This is a genomic window from Kitasatospora sp. NPDC052896 (genome assembly GCF_044547075.1).
Lineage (GTDB): Bacteria > Actinomycetota > Actinomycetes > Streptomycetales > Streptomycetaceae > Kitasatospora.
This window is the reverse complement of the sequence record NZ_JBITZU010000015.1, coordinates 40839-64795: the sequence shown is the minus strand read 5'-3', so window position 1 is coordinate 64795 and position 23957 is coordinate 40839. Positions and strand designations below refer to the sequence as shown.

The 23957-nt window shown below is 71.3% G+C and carries 18 protein-coding genes; 8 read left to right on the top strand and 10 right to left on the bottom strand.

Annotated features, from left to right (window positions below; all coding sequences use genetic code 11):
• The first annotated feature begins 178 nt into the window (after positions 1 to 178).
• The 5 genes from ACIGXM_RS25740 to ACIGXM_RS25720 are packed head-to-tail and all read left to right on the top strand — an operon-like array spanning position 179 to position 5535.
• Positions 179 to 1678 carry a CoA-acylating methylmalonate-semialdehyde dehydrogenase gene (locus ACIGXM_RS25740; protein WP_396564740.1) on the top strand — a complete coding sequence of 500 codons (1500 nt, stop codon included), beginning with the start codon at positions 179 to 181 and terminating at the stop codon, positions 1676 to 1678.
• Positions 1675 to 2823: an acyl-CoA dehydrogenase family protein gene (locus ACIGXM_RS25735; protein WP_396564738.1), complete on the top strand. Its 1149-nt coding sequence runs from the start codon at positions 1675 to 1677 to the stop codon at positions 2821 to 2823. The genes ACIGXM_RS25740 and ACIGXM_RS25735 overlap by 4 nt, the downstream gene beginning before the upstream one ends.
• The gene (locus ACIGXM_RS25730) at positions 2823 to 3884 is read left to right on the top strand and encodes an enoyl-CoA hydratase/isomerase family protein (protein ID WP_396564737.1); all 1062 of its coding nucleotides are present in this window, start codon (positions 2823 to 2825) and stop codon (positions 3882 to 3884) included. Before ACIGXM_RS25735 ends, ACIGXM_RS25730 begins: the two co-directional genes overlap by 1 nt.
• Positions 3881 to 4765, top strand: coding sequence for a 3-hydroxyisobutyrate dehydrogenase (gene mmsB, locus ACIGXM_RS25725; RefSeq protein WP_396564735.1), 885 nt, complete (start codon positions 3881 to 3883; stop codon positions 4763 to 4765). The genes ACIGXM_RS25730 and mmsB overlap by 4 nt, the downstream gene beginning before the upstream one ends.
• Entirely contained in the window at positions 4762 to 5535 is a 774-nt protein-coding gene (locus ACIGXM_RS25720) for an enoyl-CoA hydratase (protein WP_396564733.1), read from the top strand. The genes mmsB and ACIGXM_RS25720 overlap by 4 nt, the downstream gene beginning before the upstream one ends.
• 175 nt (positions 5536 to 5710) lie before the next feature.
• Here ACIGXM_RS25720 and ACIGXM_RS25715 read toward each other — a convergent pair whose 3' ends face one another.
• The 5 genes from ACIGXM_RS25715 to ACIGXM_RS25695 all read right to left on the bottom strand — a co-directional run bounded on the left by ACIGXM_RS25715 (position 5711) and on the right by ACIGXM_RS25695 (position 10701).
• Positions 5711 to 6409, bottom strand: coding sequence for an MBL fold metallo-hydrolase (locus ACIGXM_RS25715; protein ID WP_396564731.1), 699 nt, complete (start codon positions 6407 to 6409; stop codon positions 5711 to 5713).
• A 70-nt stretch (positions 6410 to 6479) separates the two neighbouring features.
• Entirely contained in the window at positions 6480 to 6992 is a 513-nt protein-coding gene (locus ACIGXM_RS25710) for a 3-isopropylmalate dehydratase (protein ID WP_396564729.1), read from the bottom strand.
• On the bottom strand, positions 6992 to 8239 hold the full coding sequence (locus ACIGXM_RS25705; RefSeq protein ID WP_396564727.1) for an aconitase/3-isopropylmalate dehydratase large subunit family protein: 1248 nt from the start codon (positions 8237 to 8239) through the stop codon (positions 6992 to 6994). Before ACIGXM_RS25705 ends, ACIGXM_RS25710 begins: the two co-directional genes overlap by 1 nt.
• Positions 8240 to 8307: 68 nt before the next feature.
• On the bottom strand, positions 8308 to 9183 hold the full coding sequence (locus tag ACIGXM_RS25700; protein WP_396564725.1) for an oxaloacetate decarboxylase: 876 nt from the start codon (positions 9181 to 9183) through the stop codon (positions 8308 to 8310).
• 27 nt (positions 9184 to 9210) lie between these two features.
• Positions 9211 to 10701, bottom strand: coding sequence for an MmgE/PrpD family protein (locus ACIGXM_RS25695; protein ID WP_396564723.1), 1491 nt, complete (start codon positions 10699 to 10701; stop codon positions 9211 to 9213).
• Positions 10702 to 10753: 52 nt separating this feature from the next.
• Here ACIGXM_RS25695 and ACIGXM_RS25690 point away from each other — a divergent pair, with 52 nt between their 5' ends.
• The gene (locus tag ACIGXM_RS25690; protein ID WP_396564721.1) at positions 10754 to 11440 is read left to right on the top strand and encodes a GntR family transcriptional regulator; all 687 of its coding nucleotides are present in this window, start codon (positions 10754 to 10756) and stop codon (positions 11438 to 11440) included.
• 165 nt (positions 11441 to 11605) lie between these two features.
• Here ACIGXM_RS25690 and ACIGXM_RS25685 read toward each other — a convergent pair whose 3' ends face one another.
• The 3 genes from ACIGXM_RS25685 to ACIGXM_RS25675 all read right to left on the bottom strand — a co-directional run bounded on the left by ACIGXM_RS25685 (position 11606) and on the right by ACIGXM_RS25675 (position 19692).
• On the bottom strand, positions 11606 to 13999 hold the full coding sequence (locus tag ACIGXM_RS25685; RefSeq protein WP_396564883.1) for a SpoIIE family protein phosphatase: 2394 nt from the start codon (positions 13997 to 13999) through the stop codon (positions 11606 to 11608).
• 148 nt (positions 14000 to 14147) lie between these two features.
• Positions 14148 to 18428 carry a HAMP domain-containing protein gene (locus ACIGXM_RS25680; protein ID WP_396564719.1) on the bottom strand — a complete coding sequence of 1427 codons (4281 nt, stop codon included), beginning with the start codon at positions 18426 to 18428 and terminating at the stop codon, positions 14148 to 14150.
• 385 nt (positions 18429 to 18813) lie between these two features.
• Positions 18814 to 19692: a SigB/SigF/SigG family RNA polymerase sigma factor gene (locus ACIGXM_RS25675; protein ID WP_396564717.1), complete on the bottom strand. Its 879-nt coding sequence runs from the start codon at positions 19690 to 19692 to the stop codon at positions 18814 to 18816.
• 252 nt (positions 19693 to 19944) lie between these two features.
• On the opposite strand from ACIGXM_RS25675, the gene ACIGXM_RS25670 reads away from it, so the two are divergent.
• Positions 19945 to 20331 carry an STAS domain-containing protein gene (locus tag ACIGXM_RS25670; RefSeq protein ID WP_396564715.1) on the top strand — a complete coding sequence of 129 codons (387 nt, stop codon included), beginning with the start codon at positions 19945 to 19947 and terminating at the stop codon, positions 20329 to 20331.
• Positions 20332 to 20429: 98 nt separating this feature from the next.
• Positions 20430 to 20900 (top strand): ATP-binding protein, encoded by a 471-nt coding sequence (locus tag ACIGXM_RS25665; RefSeq protein ID WP_396564713.1) that lies wholly within the window; start codon positions 20430 to 20432, stop codon positions 20898 to 20900.
• A gap of 96 nt (positions 20901 to 20996) precedes the next feature.
• Here ACIGXM_RS25665 and ACIGXM_RS25660 read toward each other — a convergent pair whose 3' ends face one another.
• Both ACIGXM_RS25660 and ACIGXM_RS25655 read right to left on the bottom strand, forming a co-directional pair.
• The gene (locus ACIGXM_RS25660; protein ID WP_396564711.1) at positions 20997 to 21443 is read right to left on the bottom strand and encodes a nitroreductase family deazaflavin-dependent oxidoreductase; all 447 of its coding nucleotides are present in this window, start codon (positions 21441 to 21443) and stop codon (positions 20997 to 20999) included.
• Between the two features lie 459 nt (positions 21444 to 21902).
• Positions 21903 to 23888 (bottom strand): APC family permease, encoded by a 1986-nt coding sequence (locus tag ACIGXM_RS25655; protein ID WP_396564709.1) that lies wholly within the window; start codon positions 23886 to 23888, stop codon positions 21903 to 21905.
• Positions 23889 to 23957 lie beyond the last annotated feature (69 nt).

Sequence of the window (23957 nt, the reverse complement as noted above, 5' to 3'; positions counted from 1 at the left end):
GGGTGCCCGCGGTTCGCCGCCCCAACCCGTGCCGTGCAGAAAGCCCTTCGGGACAACAGGTCCTGACGGGTTCGTTCACCTCCTCCGCCGAGTCGGTCCCGCGCCGCACCACCGTGCGCCGGGCCGCCGGAGGAGGTCTCCATTCCTCCTCTCCCACCCCTGTCGAGAGAAGGAACCGATGGTCCGAGAACTGACCCATTTCATCGCCGGCAAGCGGATCCCCGGTGCCTCCGGGCGCTTCGGCGACGTCTACGACCCCAACACCGGGCGGGTCCAGGCCCGGGTACCGCTCGCGAGCCGCGCCGAGGTGGAGTCCGCGATCGCCGACGCCGAGCAGGCGCAGGTCGGCTGGGCCGCCTGGAACCCGCAGCGCCGGGCCCGGGTGCTGATGCGGTTCCTGCAGCTGGTCGAGCTGGAGAAGGACGAGATCGCCCGGCTGCTCTCCGCCGAGCACGGCAAGACCGTCGCCGACGCCCACGGCGACCTGCAACGTGGGCTGGAGGTGGTGGAGTTCGCCGCCGGGATCCCACACCTGCTGAAGGGCGAGTACAGCGACAACGCCGGCAGCGGCATAGACGTGTACTCGATGCGCCAGCCGCTGGGCGTGGTCGCCGGCATCACCCCGTTCAACTTCCCCGCGATGATCCCGCTCTGGAAGGCGGCACCCGCGCTCGCCTGCGGCAACGCCTTCGTCCTCAAGCCGTCCGAGCGGGACCCCTCGGTGCCGCTGCGGCTGGCCGAGCTCTTCCTGGAGGCGGGGCTCCCGGCCGGGGTGCTCAACGTGGTCAACGGCGACAAGGAGGCCGTCGACACCCTGCTGGAGGATCCGCGGGTGCAGGCGGTCGGGTTCGTCGGCTCCACGCCGATCGCCCAGTACGTCTACGCCACCGCCGCGGCCCACGGGAAACGGGCGCAGTGCTTCGGCGGGGCGAAGAACCACATGATCGTGATGCCGGACGCCGACCTCGATCAGGCCGCGGACGCGCTGATCGGCGCCGGGTACGGCTCGGCCGGCGAGCGCTGCATGGCGATCTCGGTCGCCGTCCCGGTGGGCGAGCAGACCGCCGACGCCCTGGTGGCCAAGCTGACCGAGCGGATCGCGGCCCTGAAGGTCGGCCGTTCGGACGACCCGGCCGCGGACTTCGGCCCGCTGGTCACCCGGCAGGCGCTGGACCGGGTCCGCGAGTACATCGGCCTCGGGGTCCAGGAGGGTGCCGAACTCGTCGTCGACGGCAGGGACTTCCGGCTCGAAGGCCACGAGGACGGCTACTTCCTCGGCGCCTCGCTGTTCGACCGGGTCACCCCGGACATGCGGATCCACCGCGAGGAGATCTTCGGCCCGGTGCTCTCGGTGGTGCGGGCGGCCGACTACGAGGAGGCGCTGCGCCTGCCCAGCGAGCACGAGTTCGGCAACGGGGTGGCCATCTTCACCCGGGACGGCGACACCGCCCGGGACTTCGCCCGCCGGGTGAACACCGGCATGGTCGGGGTGAACGTGCCGATCCCGGTCCCGATCGCCTACCACACCTTCGGCGGCTGGAAGCGCTCCGGTTTCGGCGACCTCAACCAGCACGGCCCGGACTCGATCCGCTTCTACACCCGCACCCGGACCATCACCTCGCGCTGGCCCTCGGGGGTCAAGGAGGGCGCGAGCTTCACCATCCCCACGATGGAGTGAGCAGCGTGCACGACCTGACGAAGGATCAACTCGCCATCGCGGAGACCACCCGGGCCTTCGCCGACGAGTACCTGGCCCCCGACGCGGTGGCCTGGGACCAGGCCAAGCACTTCCCGCTGGACGTCCTGCGCAAGGCGGCCGAGCTGGGCCTGGGCGGCGTCTACGTCCGCGAGGACGTCGGCGGCTCCGAACTCACCCGGCTGGACGGCGTGGTGGCCTTCGAGGCACTGGCCACCGGCTGTCCCTCGATCGCCGCCTACCTCTCCATCCACAACATGGTCGCCTGGATGATCGACCGGTACGGCACCGACGAGCAGCGCGGGCGATGGCTGCCCGGGCTCTGCTCGGCGGCGGACCTCGGCAGCTACTGCCTGACCGAACCGGGCGCCGGATCCGACGCCGCGGCGCTCACCACCCGTGCCGTGCGCGATGGTGACCACTGGGTGCTGGACGGGGTCAAGCAGTTCATCTCCGGTGCGGGCACCTCCCGGGTGTACGTGGTCATGGCCCGCACCGGCGAACCCGGCTCGAAGGGGATCTCCGCCTTCGTGGTGGACCGCGACGACCCGGGCCTGTCCTTCGGGCCGAACGAGCACAAGATGGGCTGGAACGCCCAGCCCACCCGGCAGGTCCTGCTGGACGGTGTCCGGCTGCCCGCCGACCGGCTGCTCGGCGGCGAGGGCAACGGCTTCCGGATCGCCATGGCCGGGCTCAACGGCGGCCGCCTCGGCATCGCCGCGTGCTCGCTCGGCGGCGCGCGGAGCGCCCTGGAGCGCACCACGGCCTACCTGGCCGACCGGGAGGCGTTCGGTGCCCGGCTGCTGCACGCCCCGGCCCTGCAGTTCCGGCTCGCCGACATGGCCACCGAGCTGGAGGCGGCCCGCGCCCTGCTCTGGCGCGCGGCATCCGCCCTGGACCGGGCCGATCCGAACGCCCCGCAGTTGTGCGCGATGGCCAAGCGGCACGCCACCGACACCGGCTTCGCCGTCGCCGACCAGGCACTCCAACTGCACGGCGGCTACGGCTACCTGGCCGAGTACGGCATCGAGAAGATCGTCCGCGACCTGCGGGTGCACCAGATCCTGGAAGGAACCAACGAGATCATGCGCGTCATCGTCGCCCGCGGCCTGATAGGAGCCGCCTGATGACCACCGATGTCCTCATCGAGCGCGCCGGCCACCTCGGACGGATCGTCCTCAACCGGCCGAAGGCGCTCAACGCGCTCACCCATGCGATGGTGCTGCGGATCGCCGAGGCCCTGGATGCCTGGGAGCACGACGACACCGTGGCGACGGTGGTGATCACCGGTGCCGGCGAGCGCGGGCTGTGCGCCGGTGGCGACATCGTCGCGATCCACGGCGCCGCCACCGGCGGGGACCCGCGCGCCGCCGAGGAGTTCTGGCGCGACGAGTACCACCTCAACGCCCGGATCGCCCGCCACCCCAAGCCGTACGTGGCGGTGATGGACGGCATCGTGATGGGCGGCGGCGTCGGAGTCTCCGCCCACGGCAGCGTCCGCATCGTCACCGAACGCACCAGGATCGCCATGCCGGAGACCGGCATCGGCTTCGTCCCCGACGTCGGCGGCACCTACCTGCTCGCCCTCGCCCCCGGCGAACTCGGCACCCACCTGGCCCTCACCGCCGGCTCGGTCGGCGCCGGCGACGCGCTGCTCTGCGGGCTGGCCGACCACTTCGTGCCCGCCGAGCGGCTGCCCGCGCTGCTCGCCGACCTCACCGAACTCGGCGTCCACGACGCGCTCGCTCGCCACGTGGCGGCCGCGCCGGCCGCGCCGCTGGCCGAGCTGTGCGGCTGGATCGACGAGTGCTACGCCGCCGACACCGTCGAGGACATTCTTGGCCGCCTGCTCGCCTGTGGCGACCCGGCGGCCAAGGAAGCGGCCGAGAAGATCACCACCAACTCGCCCACCGCCGTCAAGGTGGCGCTGGCCGCACTGCGCCGGGCCCGGGCGCTCGGCCCGCTGGAGGCGGTGCTCGATCAGGAGTACCGCGTCTCCTGCGCCGCGCTCGCCACACCCGACCTGCCCGAGGGCATCCGGGCGCAGGTGATCGACAAGGACCGCAATCCCCGCTGGCAGCCGGCCACCCTGGCCGACGTCACCGCTCGCGAGGTCGAGCGGCACTTCGCCCCGCTGGGCGAGCGCGAACTCGGTCTCCGTCCCGCCACACCCCTGGAGCGCTGGTGAACCGCACGATCGGATTCGTCGGGCTGGGCAACATGGGCGGCCCGATGGCCGCCAACCTCGTCAAGGCCGGACATCGCGTCACCGGCTACGACCTCTCGCCGCAGGCCTGCGAACGGGCAGCCGGGCACGGTGTGACCATCGCGGACTCGGCGGTGCGGGCGGTCGCCGGGGCCGAGGTGGTGATCACCATGCTGCCGACCGGACGACATGTCCTGGAGGCCTACCAGGAGTTGACCACGGCCGCGCACGGCGCGCTGTTCGTCGACTGCTCCACCATCGCCGTCGGCGACGCCCGGATCGCCGCCGACCTGGCGCGGGTCGCCGGGCACCGCGCGGTCGACGCCCCGGTCTCCGGCGGCGTGGCCGGCGCGGAGGCGGCGAGCCTGACCTTCATGGTCGGTGCCCACGAGGACGACTTCGCCGCGGTCGAGCCGGTGCTGTCGGCGATGGGCCGCAAGGTCGTCCGCTGCGGGTCGTCCGGGGCCGGACAGGCCGCGAAGATCTGCAACAACATGATCCTCGGCATCTCGATGATCGCCGTCAGTGAGGCGTTCGTGCTCGGGGAGAGCCTCGGGCTGAGCCACCAGGCCCTGTTCGACGTGGCCGCCACCGCCTCCGGTCAGTGCTGGGCACTCACCAGCAACTGCCCCGTCCCCGGGCCAGTTCCGGCCAGCCCCGCGAACCGGGACTACCAGGCCGGATTCGCCGCCACCCTGATGGCCAAGGACCTCGGCCTGGCCGCCGACGCCGCCATCGCCTCCGCCGTCCCGGCGGAACTGGGCCGCCGCGCCGCGGAACTGTACGCGACCTTCGCCGAGGACGGCGGCTCCGGGCTGGACTTCTCGGCCATCATCACCACCCTGCGGAAGGACCACGCATGACCTACGAGACGATCCGCGTCGAGCGCCGTGACCGGGTCGGCGTCATCACGCTCGACCGGCCGAAGGCACTCAACGCCCTCAACACCCAGCTGATGACCGAAGTGGTCACGGCCGCCCAGGACTTCGACCGCGATCCGGAGATCGGCGCGCTCGTGGTCACCGGATCGGAGCGGGCCTTCGCGGCCGGGGCCGACATCAAGGAGATGCAGGAACTCGACTTCGTCGACGCCTACCTCGGCGACTGGTTCGCCGCCTGGGACCGCTTCGGCGCGCTGCGCAAGCCCGTGGTCGCTGCCGTCGCCGGCTACGCGCTGGGCGGCGGCTGCGAGTTGGCAATGCTGTGCGACGTACTGCTGGCCGCCGACACCGCGAAGTTCGGCCAGCCGGAGATCAAGCTCGGGGTGATCCCCGGGATCGGCGGCTCGCAGCGGCTGACCCGGGCGATCGGCAAGGCCAAGGCGATGGAACTGTGCCTGACCGGCCGGATGATGGACGCCGAGGAGGCCGAACGGGCCGGCCTGGTCTCCCGGATCGTGCCCGCCGCCGACCTGCTCGACGAGGCCCTGTCGGTGGCCGGCACGATCGCCGCGATGTCCACCCCGGCGGCGATCATGATGAAGGAGAGCGTCAACCGGGCCTACGAGACCACCCTCGCCGAGGGCGTCCGCTTCGAGCGCCGGCTCTTCCACGCCACCTTCGCCACCGCCGACCAGAAGGAGGGCATGACGGCCTTCGTCGAGAAGCGCCCGCCGAAGTTCCGGCACCGCTGATCCGGACGGAGTCGGCCGGCGTACAACCCGTCCGACCACCATGACCGCCCGGTCTTGAACCCGGCCGGCCCGCCAGCTCCGGCGGGCCGGCCCTGACGCTCGACCAGCTGCCGCCCACGACGAACGGCGACTCCCTTGTCGAGCGCCCCGGTCCCCGACGAGCCTCAGGGGGTCCTCACGCAGTCGTTTTCCGGAGGTCCTCGAGCCAGCGATGGAAGAGGTCGACGCCGTGGCCGGTGAGGGCGGGGCCGTGGGCGAATCCGACGGCGGCGAAATCGCCGCCGATGCGGGTGAGGCTGTCGGCGCGCAGGTGGGGGTCGGCTGCGAGGGGTGCGGGGCCGAGTGCCAGGTCTCCGCGGTGGAAGACGGCGTCGCCGGTGAGGAGGGTTCGGCTGGGCTCGTGCACCAGGACGACGTGGCCGGGCGAATGGCCGGGGGTGTGGATGGTTCGCAGTCCGGCTCCTCCTTCGACGAGCATGCCGTCGATGAGGGGGCCGTCGGCGCGGAAGGGCCGCCAGTGCAGCTTGGGCAGGCGATCAAGGGTTCGCCCCAGCGCGCCGGAGCGGCCTTCGGCGGGGACACGTCCTCGAGCGAGCCAGGAGTGCTCGGCGGGGTGGGCCAGGATCGGCGCTCCGGTCAGCTCACGGAGCGCTGCTGCTCCTTGGACGTGGTCGGGGTGGGCGTGGGTGACCACGACGCGCTTGACGTCGGAGGGCTTGCGGCCGAGCTCGGCGAGGGTGGCGAGGATGACTCCGGGGGCACCTGCCCAGCCGACGTCGACGAGGGTGTACCCGCCCTCCCCCTCGACGAGGAAGGCGGTGTCGCGGCGGGTGGTCGGGATCCGGAAGACGCCGGGGGCGAGCTGTTCGGTCATGGGGTGCTCCAAGGGGGCGGGCAACAGTTGCGCGGGCAAGTGCTGCCCACCGGGGCGGACGACGGCGTGGCTAGGACGCGGCGGGGACGGGGAGGTAGCCTTCGCGGGCGAGTTTGGGCAGGATGCCGCCGGCCTCGAGGATGTCGAGGACCAGTGGGGGCAGGGCGCCTGCGGTCAGGCGGGTGCCGGTGGTGGTGTTCTCGACCCGGCCGCCGGCAAGGTCCAGGCGGGCGGTGTCGCCATCGCTGAAGGTGGCTCGTACACCGGGCGCGGTCAGGGCGGGGAGCCCGTGGTTGATGCAGTTCCGCAGGAAGAGGGAGTTGAACTCGTCGGCCACGAGGGCGGCGACGCCCAGCTCACGGAAGAGGGCGGCGACCGGGCGGGAGGAGCCGAGACCGAAGTTGCGCCCGGCGACCACGATGTCGCCCGGCTCGACCTGCTCCGTCCAGCCGGGGCGCAGCTCGTAGAAGATGTGCTTGGCGGCCTCGGGGATCGGGAGCTTCATGGCGAACGCCGGGTACATGGCGTCGGTGGTGATGCCGTCACCCACCGTCCAGACGCGGCCACGGATCTGGGTCTCCATCAGTTGATCCCTCCTCGGGGGTCGGTGACGTGGCCGGTGAGGGCGGAGGCGGCCACGGTGGCCGGGGAGGCCAGGTAGATCTCCGCTTCGGGGCTGCCCATGCGACCGGTGAAGTTGCGGGTGGAGGAGGTCAGGCAGACCTCGCCGGGGGCGAGCAGGCCCATGTGGTAGCCGAAGCAGGCACCGCAGGTGGAGTTGGTGACCACCGCGCCGGCGTCGGCCAGGTCCTGGAGGTAGCCGGCTCGCATCGCCTCGCGGTAGACGGCCTGGGAGGCGGGGGTGACGAGCAGCCGTACGCCGGGGGCGACCCTGCGGCCCTTGACGGTGGCGGCCGCGATGGCGATGTCCTCGAGCTGCCCGTTGGCGCAGGAGCCGATGAAGCACTGGTTCACGGGGCGCTTTTCGATCGCGGACACCGGGAAGGAGTTGTTGCTGACGCTGCCGGGACGGGCGACGTGGGGCTCGAGCCGGGAAAGGTCCACCGTGCGCACGGCGGCGTAGACGGCGTCCGGGTCGGGGTCGGCGGCCTGGCAACCGTCGGGCGCGGCACCGCGCGCGGTGAGGAAGTCGCGGGCCAGGTCGTCGATGGGGAAGGTGGAGTAGTCGGCGGAGATCTCCGCACCCTGGGTCGCGATGGTGCGGCGGTCGTTCATGGGGATGGAGGCGAGTCCGGTCCCACCGAATTCCACGTTGTGGTTGGTCGCGTCGCCCCACGTCCCGGCGATGTGGAGGAAGATGTCCTTGCCGCTGACGACATCGGGTTTGGTGCCGGTGAACTCGTAGCGCAGCGTGGGGGCGACCTGGATCCAGGTCGATCCGGTGCACAGGATCGAGTAGATCTCCGCGGGGCCCAGGCCTCGGGCGGCGGTGTTGTAAGCACCCGCGGCGCAGGTGTGGGAGTCGGTGCAGGCCAGGATCTCACCCGGGCGGGCGAGGCCGTTCTCGGCGATGACCTGGTGGCAGATACCGTGCCGGCCGACGTCGTAGAACTTCGCGATGTTGAAGTGGCGTGTGAACGCACGGGCGTTGGTGCCGGCGGTGGCGTCGCCGACGGAGGGGGCGGGGACGGCGTGGTCCATGATGACCGCGACCTTGTCGGGATCGTTGATCCTCAGTGGCTGGACCCACAGGGTGGAGAACTGCAGGTCGATCATCACGGTCATGTCGACGTCACAGACGACGGTCTGGCCTGCCGTCACCTGCTCCTTGCCGGACTTGCGGGCCAGGATCTTCTCAATCATGGTCATGCCCATGAGGCATCCACCTTCCTGTACGGAGTCGACTGCGGGGAGCCGGTCGATGCTCGGGGGGGGTGTCAGCGCCGGCCGGTCCGGTACTGCTCGCCGATGGCGCTCCATTCGCGCAGGCCGACGAGTTCGAACAGGCCCTGGGGTCCGGGGGTGAGGCCGGTGGGCGGCCTGCCGCCGAGACGCAGCAGGGCTTCGAGCCCGGCGAGGGCGAACGGGCCGAGCAGGGCACCGGGGTGGATGGCGATGCGATAGCCGAGTTCGGTGAGGGTGGTGGCGGCGGTCTCCGGGCTCAGTCCGTCCTGGACCATGTTGATCAGCAGGGGGGCCTTCACCTCGGTGGCGATCCGCTCGATCTCGGCAGCGCTCCGCGGGGCCTCGACGAAGATGACGTCAGCTCCGGCGGCGGCGTAGCGGTTGGCCCGGGTGATGGCCTCGGCGAGGCCGAGCGGGCCCCGGGCGTCCGTGCGGGCCACGATCACGGTGTCCGGGTCGCTGCGGGCCTCGAGCGCGGCCTGGAGCTTGAGCTCGAACTCGGCGGCCGGGATGAGCTCCTTGTCGGGCAGGTGGCCGCACTTCTTGGGGAACGCCTGGTCCTCCAGTTGGATGGCGGCCACACCCGCGCGCTCGTAGGCGCGCACGGTGCGGACCACGTGCATGGGCTCGCCGTAGCCGGTGTCCGCATCGGCGATCAGCGGGACGTCGCCGAGCACCTCGGCGACGATGCGGGCGCGTTCCACCATCTCGGTGGCGGTCAGCAGGCCGATGTCGGGCAGGCCGAAGCCGGCGACGGCCACGCCGGCGCCGGTCAGGTAGGCGACGGGGAAGCCGCAGCGGGCGACGAGATGGGCGGTCAGGCCGTCATGGACGCCTGGTGCGGTGATCAGAGCGTCCCGTGCCAGGAGCTGGCGCAGGCGGGCGGCGGGGGTGAGGGTGGTGGTCATGGCTGCCTCGTCTCCTGGGCGAGCGGCTCAGTCGAGAGCGCCGCGGACAGGGGCGGCGAGTAGCTCGGTCAGGAGGCCGAGGCTGGTCTGCTGCTCCAGGGCGAGGACCGTGCGCTCGATCTCCCGGGCGCGGTCCTGGCCCATGACGTGGCTGGTCAGGGTGCGGAACTTGGCGACGATCTCGTCGTTGGTCAGCGGGTCGTCCGGCCCGCCATGGGGCTGGTCGAGGGCCCGGGTGAGCTCCCGCCCGTCCTGGAGCCGGAGCGTGACCCGGGTGTTGTAGCCCGGCTGCTCCCAGGACGGATCCTGCTGGGTGTCGACCTGCTCGACGCGGGTGCGCGCGATGAGGGCCCAGACGTCGTCGGCGTCGATGCGGGAGTCGGTGAACTGGGCGGGGCCCACCACGCCGTCGAGCAGGGCGACGGCGACGGCGTAGCCGATGTTCATCTGCGCGCCGATGGTCGTCAGCGGCCGTTCCGGCTGCCACCAGCCGTGGTGGTAGACCGCGGCCGGCACCTGGATGTGGATCCCGGCCACGTCGGCGGCGGACACCTTCTCCTCGTCCCGGAGGGCGACCACGGCATCGATGGCGGGGTGCAGACCTCCCATCGCCGCGTGGTTCTTGACGGTGATCGCCTCGGTGTGCCACTGCCGGCCCAGGCCTTCGGTGATCCGGGTGGCGTCGGGGTTGTGACCCTCGCCGAAGGTGGACAGGAAGCCGCCGTAGGGGCGCTCGAAGACCCGCTTGATCCCGGTGTATCCGGCAGCCGCGAGGCCCGCGGCGTAGAAGCCGTTGCGGGCGGCCAGACCGTGGTGCATCCGCTTGGACATCGCTTCGTACTGTGCGGCCATCAGCCCGGCGGACTGGGTCGCGGCGAGGCCGAGTGCGTCCTCGAAGGCGGCCGCGTCCAGTCCGCGCAGGACTCCCGAGGCGGCCGCCGCGGCGTGGGTACCGAAGACGGAACCCGAATGCCAGCCGCGCACCAGCATCTCGGGACCGTTGAGGGACAGTCCCACGCGGGTGCCCACCTCGAAGCCGGCGATCGCGGCGCGCAGGAAGCGGTCGCCGGGGACGTGGTCGAGGTGCGCGGCCGTGGCCAGCAGGGCGGGCAGCACGAGGGAGGCGCTGTGCAGTGGCGCGGCAGGGAAGTAGTCGTCCAGCTCGAAGCCCTGGACGAAGGTGCCGTTGAGCACGACCGCGGCGGGGGCGCTGGTGGTGCGCCCCCAGCCGATGACCGGGACGCTGCCGGCGCCCTCCATCGCGAGTACCGCGTCGACCGCGGTGCGTGACCACGGCAGCTGCGCGCCGATCAGGGCGCAGCCCAGGCCGTCGAGGATCAGGTGGACGGCTCGCTCCCGTACCCGCGAAGGGACTTCCCAGCCGTCTGTCCCGCTCAGCCACCGGGCGAGCTGCCCCGTGGGGTCGTGCGCCGCTGTCGGCTGTCGGCTCTGGTCGGTGGCGAACGGCTCGGACATCGTGGCGTCTCCCAGGTCGGCGCGGGCTCCAGATCGGAGCATATTCGAATTTATAACATCTATTTTTGCTCCTGTCGTGGGGTAGGCTGCGGGCATGGCTCTCCGACGGACCTCCCTCCCCCGCACCGCCGAGGCGGTGGCGCTCACCGAGTTGCGCGAAGCGATCATCCGCGGAGACCTCGCTCCCGGCGCGCAGATCCGCCAGGGGGCCGCGGCCGAGCAACTGGGGCTGAGCGTCATCCCCGTGCGGGAAGCACTCAAGACGCTCGCGAGCGAGGGCATCGTCAGCTACCAGCCGCAACGCGGCTACGCCGTCACGGAGCTGCGCCCGGAGAGCGTCGACGACATCTTCCGCCTGCGTGAGCTGCTGGAGACCGAAGCCGAGGCGCGGGCCGCCAGCCGCGTGCGACCGGAGGACCTCGCCGCCATGCGACAGGCCGTCGAAGCCCAGCGCAAGGCCGCCGACGAGTCGGACGCCCACACCGCGATACTGGCGAACAAGGCCTTCCACTTCGCCCTGCTCGACCGCTGCGACAACGAGTGGCTGCTGCGCTTCGTGCGCCAGCTCTGGGAGGCGCTGGAACCCCACCGCGCCCTGGCCTACCGACGTGCCGCCGTCCGGGGAGACCGTTCCCGGGCGGAGGAGATCCTGCGGGAACACGAGGCGATTCTGGCCGTGCTGGAGGCAGGCGACACCGCTGAGGCTCTTGAGATGATGGCCAGCCACCGTGCGAACGGCCAAGGGGACTTCCACCGACTGCTGCGGCCCGACGGACAGTAGCCGCTGCGCGTCGACGCCGCGTCACACGAGGTGCTGGCGCCGGCCCGGAAGGCTGGACACCCGCACCCGCGACCGCCCCGTCAACCAGTCACGCGGGCCGGCCCGCGTCGGCATGGTGTGCTGTTCGACGCCCTCGGGAGGGCCCGCCGCGGCCAACATCCGTGTTCATGGCCCTGCTGCCTCAGGCCGTTCCGTCACGTCCCGCACCGATACGCCGACCAGGCAGGTGTCATCGTCGGTGTCCGCGCCGCTGTAACGCAGGAGATAGTCCAGGTGGGCTTCGAGGGCCGCCTGGCTGCCGTCCAAGGCACTGCCGGTCTTCTCCGCGAGGGCGAGCAGGCCGGCCAGGGAGGTCTGGACGGACTCGTGGCGGCGTTCGATGAGCCCGTCGGTGAACATCACCAGGGTGTCGCCCGCTCTGAGGTGGACCTCGTCCTCCTGGTAGTCGGCGTGGTCGAGGGCGCCGAGCAGGATCCCGCCGAGCTGGGGCAGGGTGTCGGCCCGGCCCTCGCGCAACAGGACCGGTGGCAGGTGACCGGCGCGTGCCCAGCGCAGCCTGCGCGTGGTGGGCTCGTAGAGGCCGCAGACGGCGGTGGCGGTGACGCTGTCGGTCAGGTGGTGGGTGACGCTGTTGAGCCAGGTGAGCAGTTGGGCCGGTCCGGCGCCGGTGGCGGCCAGGCCGCGCAGGGCGTTGCGGAGCGCGACCATGCCGGTGGCCGCTTCGATGCCGTGCCCGGCGACGTCGCCGACGCACAGCAGGATCTCTCCGGTCGGTAGCGTGAGCGCGTCGTACCAGTCGCCTCCGACCATGTGGTCCTTCTCCGCCGGTCGGTAGCGCACTGCGACATGGAGGTCGTGCAGCGTCATGGGTCCGTGGGCGGGCGGCATGATGGCGTGCTGGAGTTGCAGGGCGAGGCGGCTGCGCTCGGCGGCCTGCTGCTCGGTCTGGGCGAGTTGGTCGCGTGTCGCGGCGAGTGCGACCTCCGTCCAGTGCTGTGCGGAGATGTCCTGGTAGGCGCCGCGGACGATGTCGAGCCGCTTCTCGGCGTCGTGCACCGGCTCGGCGACCACGCGGATGTGGCGGGCGACGCCGTCGGGCCGCTGTAGCCGGAAGGCGGTCGAGGCCGGGCGCCGGTGGTGCAGGAGGGTGCGCAGGAACCGGCCGATCGCGGGCCGGTCGTCGGGGTGGGCGTGCTCGGCGAGTTGGTCGAGGGCGATCGGCTGCGCGCTCGGTGGCAGGCCGTGCAGTTCGAACAGCGTCTCGTTCCAGGCGATCTGGTGGGACTGCAGGTTCTCCTCGAATCCACCGATCCGCCCCAGGCGCTGGGCGTGTTGGAGGAGTCGTGCGACGCGTGGCGTGCCGTCGTCCAGCCGCCAGGTGACCAGCACGTTGGTTCCGTGTTGGCTGATGTTGACCTGGGCCCCGGTGTGCAGGGGGACGCCGTCGACGGTGGCGGCGAGCCGCATGTGCTTCGTGCGGAACGGCTCACCGGTGGCGAAGACGTACTCGATCTTCTCGGCCAGGCCTCCGGACTCGGCTGCGAGCGGGTAGGCCTCCAGGAGTCGTGCGCCGGCGACGGCACTGGTGGGTCGGCCGGCGAAGTCGACGAAGGCCGGGTTGACGTGTCGGATGACGAACTCCAGGGGCATCTCCGCGCTGCCGGGGGTCAGTTGAAGGATCAGGCAGGGGTCGAGGATGCCCTCGGTCAGCCGTCGCAGGTCGTCCAGGGCCGCGTCCGCCGTGTCCGCCGCGCCGTCGTGTTCGCTCCAGGTCTCCAGGGTGGCGGCGCACAGCTCCGCCAGGGCCTCGAACTGGCGCTGCAGGGGCTGGGACTGCGTCGGCAGGGGTGTTGCCCAGCAGATCTCCAGCACACCGATCAGACGTCCGCCGATCCCGGCCGGCACCACGAGACGGCCACCGGTGAATTCGTGTTGGCCGATCGAGGGCAGCCCCGCCTCGGCGAGGGTGGCGTAGCCGACGGCCGCGCGTTCGTCGAGCGCCCTGCGGGCCGGCGTGGAAACCCCGGGCGGGACGTGGCGCCAGCGCCTGGCCTCCGCTTCGCCGAACCCCGCGCTTCCCTCGAGGGAGAGCGACTGGTCGGGGTGGGCGGCCCAGATCGCGACGGCGCTGGCGCCGAGCGGGCGCAGGGCGTGGTGGAGCATCGAGCGGGCCGCCGACTCGGTGTCACCTGCGGCGAGCACACGGGCCTCGGCGCTGCGCAGCCGCAGGGCGGCCGGGTCCGGCCGGTGTGCGGATGTGGTCACGAAGTCGCGGGCGACGGCGGAGATCTTGTCGGTGGCGACCTGGTTGACGAGGTCGGCCGCGAACTCGAGGACCGGCACCCGGGCCTGCTCGGCCAGGGCGGTCAGCTGTGCCGCAGCCTCGGTCGGGCCGCAGTGCAGCCGCCCGATCAGCACGCCGGCCGCCATTTCGATGAGGGAGCGGCCGGCGGTGTCGGCGTGGGCCCGCGCGAGTTCCGCGCGCAGCCGCTCCACGGTGAGGGCGAGCCTGGCCACCGCGGCGGGCGCCCGGTGGGCCGTGGGTCGGGCGGGAGGCATCTCGAGCGGGGCGCCGTCGCACTGCGTTCCGATCGTGCGCGCACCGGGAGCGGGGGCCGTCGCCGCGGGACTGCCCGCGGCGGGGTCGAGGGGGTGGTGCACGGCGGTCTCCTGGGAAGGCTCGGGTGGCTGTCTCCGGGTCGCGGACCTACCTGGTGAGTTGGTCCTTGATGCGGCTGATCAGCTCGGCGGCGTCGACCGGTTTGGTGATGTAGTCGCTGGCGCCGGAGGCCAGGCTCTTCTCCCGGTCGCCGAGCATCGCCTTCGCGGTGACGGCGATGATCGGCAGGTGCTCGTGTTCGGGCATGGCCCGGATCGTGGCTGTGGCGGTGTAGCCGTCCATCTCCGGCATCATCACGTCCATGAGGATCACGTCGACCCCGCTGTGTGCGGCGATGGCGTCGAGTGCGGCGCGCCCGTTCTCGGCCTGGAGGACCCGCATTCCGTGCAGCTCCAGGATTCCGGTGATCGCGTAGAGGTTGCGCTCGTCGTCGTCCACGACGAGGGCGGTGCGGCCGGCCAGGCTCGGGTCGACGTCCGAGTCCCAGGCGGGTTCGGTGCGACGCACGAGCGGCAGGATGTCGCCGGGCCGGTCGGCGCTCATGTGCAGGGCGACGCGTTCGCGCAGTTCGTCGAGGCTGGAGAGGATCTCCAACGGCCGCGTCACGCCACTGTCGCGGGCGAGCAGTTCGTCATCGGTCGCGATCCCGCGGCTTCGGTGAGCGAGGATCGGCACCGTGTGCAGGGCCGGGTCGCGTTCCATGTCCTTCAGGAACGCGATGGCGGCGCCGTCGGGCAGGTCCAGCTCCAGGACGACGCAGTGGCAGGGGCTGGTGGCCAGAGTCGCGGCCGCCTCCTGGGCGCCGACGGTGGTGATGACCTCCACCTCCTGCTCCGGGGAGCGGGGCAGGTCCGCGAGGGCGTTCTCGGCCACCAGCGTCAGGAGGCCGTGGGCGCGGGACTCGACGACGAGCAGGCGGCGCGGCCGGGCGGGCGCGCTGCCGGCCGGCGGCTGGCCGTCCTGGTCGTCCTGGCCGTCAACGGCGTCGGCCACCGCCTCGGGCGCCGCGGGTGCCCGGTCCGATCCGGCTTCGTCGACATCGGCGCGGGCGGTGGGCAGGTAGAGGGTGAAGGTGCTACCGCGGCCCAGGGTGCTCTCCACCGTGATCGCGCCTCCCAGCAGGTAGGCGATCTCGCGGCTGATCGACAGGCCCAGCCCGGTACCCCCGTACTTGCGGCTGGTGGTGCCGTCCGCCTGCTGGAAGGCCCCGAAGACCGTCTCCAGGTGCTGCGGCGCGATCCCGATGCCGGTGTCCACGATCCGGAAGGCGAGCACCTGGCCCCCGCGCCGGACGGCGTCCGGGATCCGCTCTTCGTCGACCGGTTCCATGTGCAGCTCGACCCGGCCCTTCTCGGTGAACTTGACCGCGTTGGAGAGCAGGTTGCGCAGCACCTGGCGCAGCCGGTAGTCGTCCGTGAGGAGTTCGGCCGGCACCCCGGCGTCGGTGCGCACGCTGAAGGTGAGGTTCTTCTGACCGGTCATCGGACGGAAGGTGGCCTCGACGTAGTCGAGCAGCTTGCGCAGCGACACCACCTCGACGTTGAGGTCCATCTTCCCGGCCTCGACCTTGGACAGGTCGAGGATGTCGTTGATCAGTTGCAGCAGGTCGGATCCGGCGGAGTGGATGATGCCGGCGTACTCGACCTGCTTGGCCGTCAGGTTCCGTGTGGGGTTCTGGGCGAGCAGCTGGGCCAGGATGAGCAGGCTGTTGAGCGGGGTGCGCAGTTCGTGGCTCATGTTGGCCAGGAACTCCGACTTGTAGGTGGAGGCCACCGACAGCTGGTGGGCGCGGTCCTCCAGCTCCTGGCGGGCCTGCTCGATCTCCAGGTTCTTCGTCTCGATGTCGCGGTTCTGCGCCGCCAGCAGCTCGGCCTTCTCCTCCAGTTCGGCGTTGGAGGCCTGCAGCTCCTCCTGGCGGGCCTGCAACTCCTGGGAGCGGGCCCGGAGTTCGCCGGTGAGCCGCTGGGACTCGCCGAGCAGCTCGTCGGTGCGGGCGTTGGCGATGATGGTGCTGACGTTGCCTCCGATCGCCTCCATCAGCTGGTCGAGGAAGTCCCGGTGGATCTGGGTGAACGACTGGACGGAGGCCAGTTCGATGACACCCAGCACCTGGTCCTCGACCACGATCGGCAGCACGATCAGGGCCAGTGCCTCGGTGCGACCGAGGCCGGAGCAGGCGGCGAGGTAGTCGGGGGGCAGCTGGTCGACGGCGATCGTCCGGCGACTACGGGCGGCCTGACCGACGAACGACTCGCCGAGCCGGAAGCGGGTGGGACGCGAACCGTCCGGGAACGCGTAGGACCCGACGAGGTTCAGGACCGTCCCCTCTCCGGTCTCCTCGGCGAGGTAGAAGGCGCCGCACTGGGCCAGGACCAACGGCGTCAGCTCATCCATGATCGACTCGGCGACGACGCCGAGGTCGCGCCGGCCCTGCATCAGCGCCGAGATCCGGGCCAGGTTGGTCTTCAGCCAGTCCTGCTCCTCGTTGGCCCGGGTGGTCTCGCGCAGGGACTCCACCATGAAGTTGACGTTGTCCTTGAGGTCGGCGACCTCGCCGGAGGCGTCCACGGTGATGGAGCGGGTGAGGTCGCCCTCGGCGACGGCGCCGGTCACCTCGGCGATCGCGCGGACCTGGCGGGTGAGGTTGCCGGCCAGTTCGTTGACGTTCTCGGTGAGCCGCTTCCAGGTGCCGGAGACGCCCTCGACCTCGGCCTGGCCGCCCAGCCGGCCCTCGCTGCCCACCTCACGGGCCACCCGGGTCACCTCCGCCGCGAACGAACTCAGCTGGTCCACCATGGTGTTGATGGTGGTCTTGAGCTCCAGGATCTCGCCGCGGGCGTCCACGTCGATCTTGCGGGTGAGATCGCCGTTGGCGACCGCGGTGGTCACCTGGGCGATGTTGCGCACCTGACTGGTCAGGTTGTGCGCCATGAAGTTGACGTTGTCGGTGAGGGCCTTCCAGGTCCCGGCGACGTTCGGGACGCGGGCCTGGCCGCCCAGGATGCCCTCGGTGCCGACCTCGCGGGCCACCCGGGTGACCTCGTCGGCGAAGGCGGAGAGCGTGTCGACCATGGTGTTGATCACGTCGGCGAGAGCGGCGACCTCGCCCTTGGCCTCGACGGTGATCTTCTGGGAGAGGTCGCCCTTGGCGACGGCGGTGGCCACCTGGGCGATCGAGCGGACCTGACCAGTGAGGTTGGAGGCCATCACGTTGACGTTGTCGGTCAGGTCCTTCCAGGTCCCCGAGACGCCGCGAACGGTGGCCTGACCCCCGAGGTTACCGGCGGTGCCGACCTCGCGGGCCACTCTCGTGACCTCGTCGGCGAACGCGGAGAGCTGGTCGACCATCGTGTTGATGGTCTCCTTCAGCTCCAGGATCTCCCCGCGGGCGTCGACGCGGATCTTCTGTGTCAGGTCCCCCTGCGCGACCGCCGTGGTCACCTCCGCGATCGAGCGGACCTGCGCGGTCAGGTTGTCCGCCATGACGTTCACGGACTCGGTGAGGTCGCGCCAGGTACCCGACACGTCCCGCACGTCGGCCTGGCCGCCCAGCCGCCCCTCGGTGCCGACCTCGCGGGCCACCCGGGTCACCTCGCCGGCGAAGGAACTCAGCTGGTCGACCATCGTGTTGATGGTGTCCTTGAGCTCCAGGATCTCGCCCCGCGCGGTGACCGTGATCTTCTGCGACAGGTCCCCCTCGGCGACGGCGGTGGCCACCTGGGCGATCGAGCGGACCTGGCCGGTCAGGTTTCCGGCCATGAAGTTCACCGAGTCGGTGAGGTCGCGCCACGTGCCCGAGACGCCCTTGACATCGGCCTGCCCGCCGAGGATGCCCTCGATGCCCACCTCGCGGGCCACCCGGGTCACCTCGCCGGCGAAGGAGCCGAGCTGGTCGACCATCGTGTTGACGGTGTTCTTCAGCTCCAGGATCTCCCCGCGGGCGTCCACCGTGATCTTCTGCGACAGGTCCCCCTTGGCCACCGCCGTGGCCACCTGCGCGATGTCACGCACCTGGGTGGTGAGGTTGCCGGCCATGGCGTTGACCGAGTCGGTGAGGTCCTCCCACGTCCCCGAGACGCCGGGCACCTGCGCCTGACCTCCCAGCCGCCCCTCGGTGCCGACCTCGCGCGCTACCCGGGTCACCTCGGAGGTGAACCGCGACAACTGGTCCACCATCCCGTTGAACACGGTGGCGATCTCACCCAGCAGACCGTCCGCGTCACCCGGAAGCCGGGTCCCGAAGTCACCGTCGCGCACCGCCGTCAGGCCGGCCAGCAACAACCGCAGCTCCGGCTCACCGATCTGGGCGACCGCGGTGCTCCCGCCGTCGCCACCGCGTGCACCATTGGGCGGAGTTGAGCCAGCCATCGAACGTCGCCTCCCTAGAGCCCGCCTCCGGCCCGCACCCGGGCGGGCGCGCCCCGGACACTGCCGGGCACTGACGGCCAAAGGCACAGGCACGTACCGCCTGGGAGGCTATCGCAGTCCTTACCCGAACAGAAAAGTGTCGTAAAAGCCCCTGCCACCGAGCCCTGCGGCAAAGGATCCGCGCGCACCGCTGCCCGCCAGGGCATGCCTGACGGCCCGGTACCTCCCGGGCCTGCGCAGCTGCTCGTGCGGGGCTCGGGGCCCGGTCCTCAAAGCCGCGTCACGAATGTGGCGTTGGGGGGTTGCGGGTGCCGGCCGAGTACAGGCGGACGGCACCCGTCCCGCGGAGTTCGCCCCGCGGCCTGCCGCGGGGCGAACCGGCGAGCTACCCGTGGGGCAGGAGGGCGGCGCGGAGCTTGTCCAGGGTGCGGGCGAGGAGACGGGAGACGTGCATCTGGGAGATGCCGAGCTCGCGGCCGATCTCGCTCTGGGTGAGGTCGGCGCAGAAGCGCAGTGACAGGATGCGGCGCTCGCGCTCCGGCAGTTCGGCGATCAGCGGCTTGATCGTCTCCAGCGCCAGAACCTGCTCGTAGGACGGCTCCACGAAAGCCAGTCGCTCGACGAGGCCGGGGCCGTCCTCGTCGAGGGTGGGGGCGTCCAGCGAGCGGGTGGACTGTGCCTGGGAGGCGATGAGACCTTCCCGGACCTCGGCCTCGGGCAGGTCGAGGTGGGCGGCGAGTTCGGCGGCCGTGGGCACCCGGTCCAGCACCTGCTCCATCGCGTCGGAGGTCTTGGCCAGGGTGAGGCGCAGCTCCTGGAGGCGGCGCGGGACGTGCACCATCCAGCCGGTGTCCCGGAAGAAGCGTTTGATCTCGCCGGTGATCGTCGGGATCGCGAAGGTGGCGAACTCCACGTCGTAGGAGGGGTCGAAGCGGTCGATCGCCTTGATCAGGCCGACCGTGCCGACCTGCAGGATGTCCTCGAGCGGCTCGTGGCGGTGCGCGAACCGGCCCGCGGAGAAGCGCACCAGCGCCATGTTCAGCTCGACCAGGGTGGCGCGCACGTACGAATGCTCGTCGCTCTCCTCGGCCACCGTGCGCAGGCGCGTGAAGAGCACCTTCGAGAGCTCGCGTGCGTCGGCAGGGCAGACCGTGGCGAGGTCGTCCACCTCGATACCCAACCCTGCCGCCACGGAGCGCAGTTCGGGAGTGCTTGCGATACGGACGACGGTGCTGGGCGAATCGACTGACACTGTGGCCGACATGCTCGCGCTCCTCTGCTTGTCGCGTCTTCCGTCAACCCGTTCCTCCGGGTGCGGCGTAACGCGGCCTCTGCTGCCCGCGATCCGGAACGAGAATCCCCCATCCAGCGAAACACTACAGAAACTGCATGAATACTCCACGAATACCGCCGGCTGGCCCATGAGACCGACCGGCTCACCCCCGTTCCCGGGCGACCACCGATGGGCCGTGGCACACTTGGGCGGCAGCGCCGGATCCCAGTGCAGAGGAGCGTCATGCCCAGTAGTGCCGGTGAAGGAGCCGGATTCACGACAGCTCGACTGGCGGTGGGGACTCGGGGCCACGACCGCAGCATCGTCATCTCGCCGGCCGGTGAGCTGGACCACGACAGCGTCGGCCTGCTCCACGAGCGGCTGGATGCGGCGCTCGCCCGGCTGCGCGACCATGCGGCGAACGGCGTCGTGGTCGACTGCCGCGAGCTGCGCTTCTGCGACTCCACCGGGCTCAACGCCCTGCTCGGCGCCCGGCTCGACGTCGAAGCGGCCGGGGGGAGCCTGGTGCTGACCGCTCTGCGGCCCGCCGTGGCCCGGGTGTTCGAGATCACTGGTGCCGACACGGTGTTCGACATCCGTCCCGACCTGAGCGCCGTCATCACGCACTGAATCCGCCCCGGCCGCGTGTCCGGACCCGATCAGTGGGCAGGCGAGGTCACAGCAGTCAACCCCTTCCCCCCGCACCCAGGTCACCAGAGTGAGGAAAGATGAGCGCGAGCGATTTCCGGACCACCGCTCGGCCGGTGCTGCCCTCGCTCCCGTCGCACGGCCAGATCCGTCGGCTCGCCCTCAGCGGTGCCGCCGGCACGGTGGGACGCTGCCGCGACCACACCCGGCAAGCGCTGCACGACTGGGGCTGGCTGCCCACCGACGACCCGGACCGGCAAGCGCGCGCCGACGACGTCCTGCTGATCGTCTCGGAACTGGTCACCAACGCCTGCCGGCACGCCGGCGGGCCCGACCAGCTGATCCTTCACGCGGCCGGGCAGCGGCTGCGGATCGACGTGCTGGACGGGCTCACCACACCACCGCGCCTCCGCGTACCGCACAGCCCCGGGCAACCCGGCGGTCACGGCCTGCGCACCGTGGCCCTGCTGGCCAGCCGCTGGGGCACCACACCACGGGGCGACCAGCCAGGCAAATCCGTCTGGGCCGAGCTCGACCTCCCGACACACTGACCCGCCGGAGCCCGGCACTGGTCGGGAGCACGGCGCACAGCATGGCCGGGCACCCGGCTGCCCGGCCGGGCCGGTCCTGGATGTCCGCGGACGGCGTCAGTTGGCGCCGGCCGTCGGTTCCAACACGAAGACGGGGATCACCCGGTCCGTGTTCGTCTGGTACTCGGCGTAGTCCGGCCAGACCTCGACCGCGCGGGACCACCACAGCTCCCGCTCCGTACCCTCGACCCTGCGGGCCGTCATGTCCTGCCGCACGGTGCCGTCCTGGAACTCGACCTGTGGGTGCGCGACCAGGTTGTAGTACCAGGTGGGATGCTTGGGCGCACCGCCCTGGGAGGCCACCACGGCGTACGCTCCCCGGTGCTCCACCCGTATCAGCGGGGTCTTGCGGATCTTGCCGCTCCTGGCCCCGAGGCTGGTGAGAACGACAACGGGCGCGCCCTCCAAGGTCGTTCCCTCGGTGCCCCCGGAACTCTCGTACAACGCGACCTGGTCACTCACGAACTGGTCCGGGCTCGGCTGGTACTCGCCGCTGAGAGGCATGCTGTTCTCGTCCCACTGGAGGAGGACCCACCGCGACTGAACTGGTGTCAGCCGCTCGGGGCCCTCGGTCGGATCTGTCGCCTCCATGATTCACCGGAAGACCGCCGCTCGGTAGGGGCGGCGCGGTGGCGGCATGTGCTCAGGAGCACCGAAGACCGCCGGGCCACCCGGGCAACCGCGGCGGATGCCCAGGTGGTCGGCCATGACCACGGTGTGCACGCGGTCGGAGCAAGCTCACCAGCGCATCGGTGACGCCAGGCCCACGGCGCGCAACGACCACACCAGCCAACCCGTTGAACGAACGCCCACCGCCCTCGAACTGAGCACAACCACCTCCCTTGGACGCGTTCATCCGGCGCCGGCCCGAGTCGCGCCGACATCACGGCCTCGTACAGGGATCGGGGATCAACTCGCATCGGGACGCCCTCTCCAACCCCCTCCCATCGCCCGCGGGGGCGATCACGCCAGCGGGGATCCGGCGGGCTCGCCCCGGGGTTCGGTCACGGCTGGGTGCTCGGCGATGGCTCGGGCGACGTCGAACGGCACGATGGTGGCGGCGACGTGCGGCAGCCGACTGGCGGCGTGCGCGATCGAGTCGCCGCTGCGGGCGTGCAGCAGGCGGCCGGCCAGCGGCCCGTAGGCGCGGCGCGGGATCAGCAGCGTGAGGTCGGTGCGGCCGTCGGCGGTGAACTGGGCGGCGTGGGCGGCCATGGCGTGGTGCAGGCGTCGGTCGGGGCACTCGACGACGTCCAGTGGGAGGTCAGCGGCCTGGTTGGCCTCCCACTGCTGCCTCAGCTCTGCGGTGTGCTGCTTGTCCAGCATGAAGTGCACGGCTCGCAGTTCGTCGGGACGCAGGCCGCGGGCGTGGTGGAGAGCCTTGACGGCGGCGAGGTCGAGCCGGTCCACCAGGACGCAGACGACGCTGCGCTCGGCCCGCACCGCCGTGGCGGAGGCGGGTGCGGCAGCGAGCGCGGCCCGCTCGGCGCGGTAGCGGTCGTTGGTGCGGACCAGTGCCCAGACACCGAGCGGGAAGACCAGCACGACCATCCAGGCTCCCTCGGTGAACTTGGTCACGGTGAACACCACCACGACCGCCGCGGACGCCGTGGCTGCGCACGCGTTGAGCACGATCTTTGCCGTGCGGCGTTCTTCCCGCCGCACCCAGTGGTGCCTGACCAGTCCCGCGGCCGCCATCAGGAAGCCCGTGAAGACCCCGATCGCGTACAGCGCCACCAGTTTGGTGAGGTTGCCCCGGGTGACGACCAGCAGGGTCAGCGAGGCGACGGTCAGCACGATGATCCCGTTGGAGAAGGCCAGTCGGTGGCCGCGCAGGGTCAGCCGGCGGGGCAGGAAGGAGTCCTCGGCGACGAAGCTGGCCAGGAACGGGAAGCCGTTGAACGAGGTGTTGCCGCCGGTGTAGAGGATCAGCGCGGTGGCGACCTGGACGAAGGTGAACATCACGTTCCCGAAGCCGCTCTGACCGAAGACCAGGTGCGCCTCCTGGGCCAGCACGGTCGGGCTGCCCGAGGAGTACGGCACCGCGTGGGTCCGCCAGGCGAGCGCGGAGACGCCGAGCACCAGCAGGCCGAGTACGCAGCTCATGATCACCAGTGTGCGGCGGGCGTTGGGTCCCTGCGGATCGCGGAAGGCACTGACACCGTTGGAGATGGCCTCCAGGCCGGTCAGCGACGACCCGCCGTTGGCGAAGGCCCGCATCATGATGAAGAGCGAGGCACCCATCAGGACACCGCCGCCACGGTGGCCGACCTCGATCACACCGGGCGCGTGCAACTGCGCGTCGGTGAGCCGTGGCAGGTCACCGAGGAGGAGGCGGATCAGGCCGACCACGACGGTCAGGCCGGCCCCCAGGACGAACAGGTACGTGGGCACCGAGAAGGCCTTTCCGGCCTCGCGGATGCCGCGCAGGTTCCCGTAGCAGAGCAGCAGGACGACGCCCACGGTGATCCACAGCTTGTCACCCTCGATGTCCGTGTGCAGGAGCAGTTGGAGCAGCGAGGCCAACGCGTCGGTGCCCGCCGAGGTCTGCACGGCGACCGTCACGACGTAGTCGATCAACAGCGCGACGGCCGCGACCTGGGCCACTCGCGGGCCGAAGTTCTCGCGCGCCACGACGTAGCTGCCGCCGGCCCGGGTGTACGTCACCGCGACTTCACGGTAGGAGAGCGTGAGCAGGAACAGCAGTGCCAGGATCACTCCGGTGACCGGCATGACCAGGGCGAACCCGGCCACACCGACCGCCGGGACCAGTTGGGTCAGCATCTGCTCGGTCCCGTAGGCACTGGAACTGATGCAGTCCGGCGCCAGCACGCCCAGCGCCACCGTCTTCGACAGCTTCTCGTCCCGCAGCTCGGACGTCACCAACGGCCGTCCCAGCAGTGCCCTCTTCAGACGGTATCCCGCCCGCTCCGACGCCCGCACCGACATCCCTCCCTCGTGCTCCGTGATCGCACCGACATGCTCCGGTGCCGGCTTCCTGATCCACCTCTGTGCGTT

Bases quoted from the DNA above. Each gene is read 5' to 3' on its own strand.
- ACIGXM_RS25705 (WP_396564727.1), bottom strand. From the start codon at position 8,239: ATGACCATGATTGAGAAGATCCTGGCCCGCAAGTCCGGCAAGGAGCAG.
- ACIGXM_RS25655 (WP_396564709.1), bottom strand. From the start codon at position 23,888: ATGTCGGTGCGGGCGTCGGAGCGGGCGGGATACCGTCTGAAGAGGGCA.
- ACIGXM_RS25660 (WP_396564711.1), bottom strand. From the start codon at position 21,443: ATGCCTCTCAGCGGCGAGTACCAGCCGAGCCCGGACCAGTTCGTGAGT.
- ACIGXM_RS25670 (WP_396564715.1), top strand. From the start codon at position 19,945: ATGCCCAGTAGTGCCGGTGAAGGAGCCGGATTCACGACAGCTCGACTG.
- ACIGXM_RS25695 (WP_396564723.1), bottom strand. From the start codon at position 10,701: ATGCTCCGATCTGGAGCCCGCGCCGACCTGGGAGACGCCACGATGTCC.
- ACIGXM_RS25680 (WP_396564719.1), bottom strand. From the start codon at position 18,428: ATGGCTGGCTCAACTCCGCCCAATGGTGCACGCGGTGGCGACGGCGGG.
- ACIGXM_RS25740 (WP_396564740.1), top strand. From the start codon at position 179: ATGGTCCGAGAACTGACCCATTTCATCGCCGGCAAGCGGATCCCCGGT.
- ACIGXM_RS25715 (WP_396564731.1), bottom strand. From the start codon at position 6,409: ATGACCGAACAGCTCGCCCCCGGCGTCTTCCGGATCCCGACCACCCGC.
- ACIGXM_RS25690 (WP_396564721.1), top strand. From the start codon at position 10,754: ATGGCTCTCCGACGGACCTCCCTCCCCCGCACCGCCGAGGCGGTGGCG.
- ACIGXM_RS25710 (WP_396564729.1), bottom strand. From the start codon at position 6,992: ATGGAGACCCAGATCCGTGGCCGCGTCTGGACGGTGGGTGACGGCATC.
- ACIGXM_RS25720 (WP_396564733.1), top strand. From the start codon at position 4,762: ATGACCTACGAGACGATCCGCGTCGAGCGCCGTGACCGGGTCGGCGTC.
- ACIGXM_RS25700 (WP_396564725.1), bottom strand. From the start codon at position 9,183: ATGACCACCACCCTCACCCCCGCCGCCCGCCTGCGCCAGCTCCTGGCA.
- ACIGXM_RS25685 (WP_396564883.1), bottom strand. From the start codon at position 13,999: ATGCCTCCCGCCCGACCCACGGCCCACCGGGCGCCCGCCGCGGTGGCC.
- ACIGXM_RS25675 (WP_396564717.1), bottom strand. From the start codon at position 19,692: ATGTCGGCCACAGTGTCAGTCGATTCGCCCAGCACCGTCGTCCGTATC.
- ACIGXM_RS25665 (WP_396564713.1), top strand. From the start codon at position 20,430: ATGAGCGCGAGCGATTTCCGGACCACCGCTCGGCCGGTGCTGCCCTCG.
- ACIGXM_RS25730 (WP_396564737.1), top strand. From the start codon at position 2,823: ATGACCACCGATGTCCTCATCGAGCGCGCCGGCCACCTCGGACGGATC.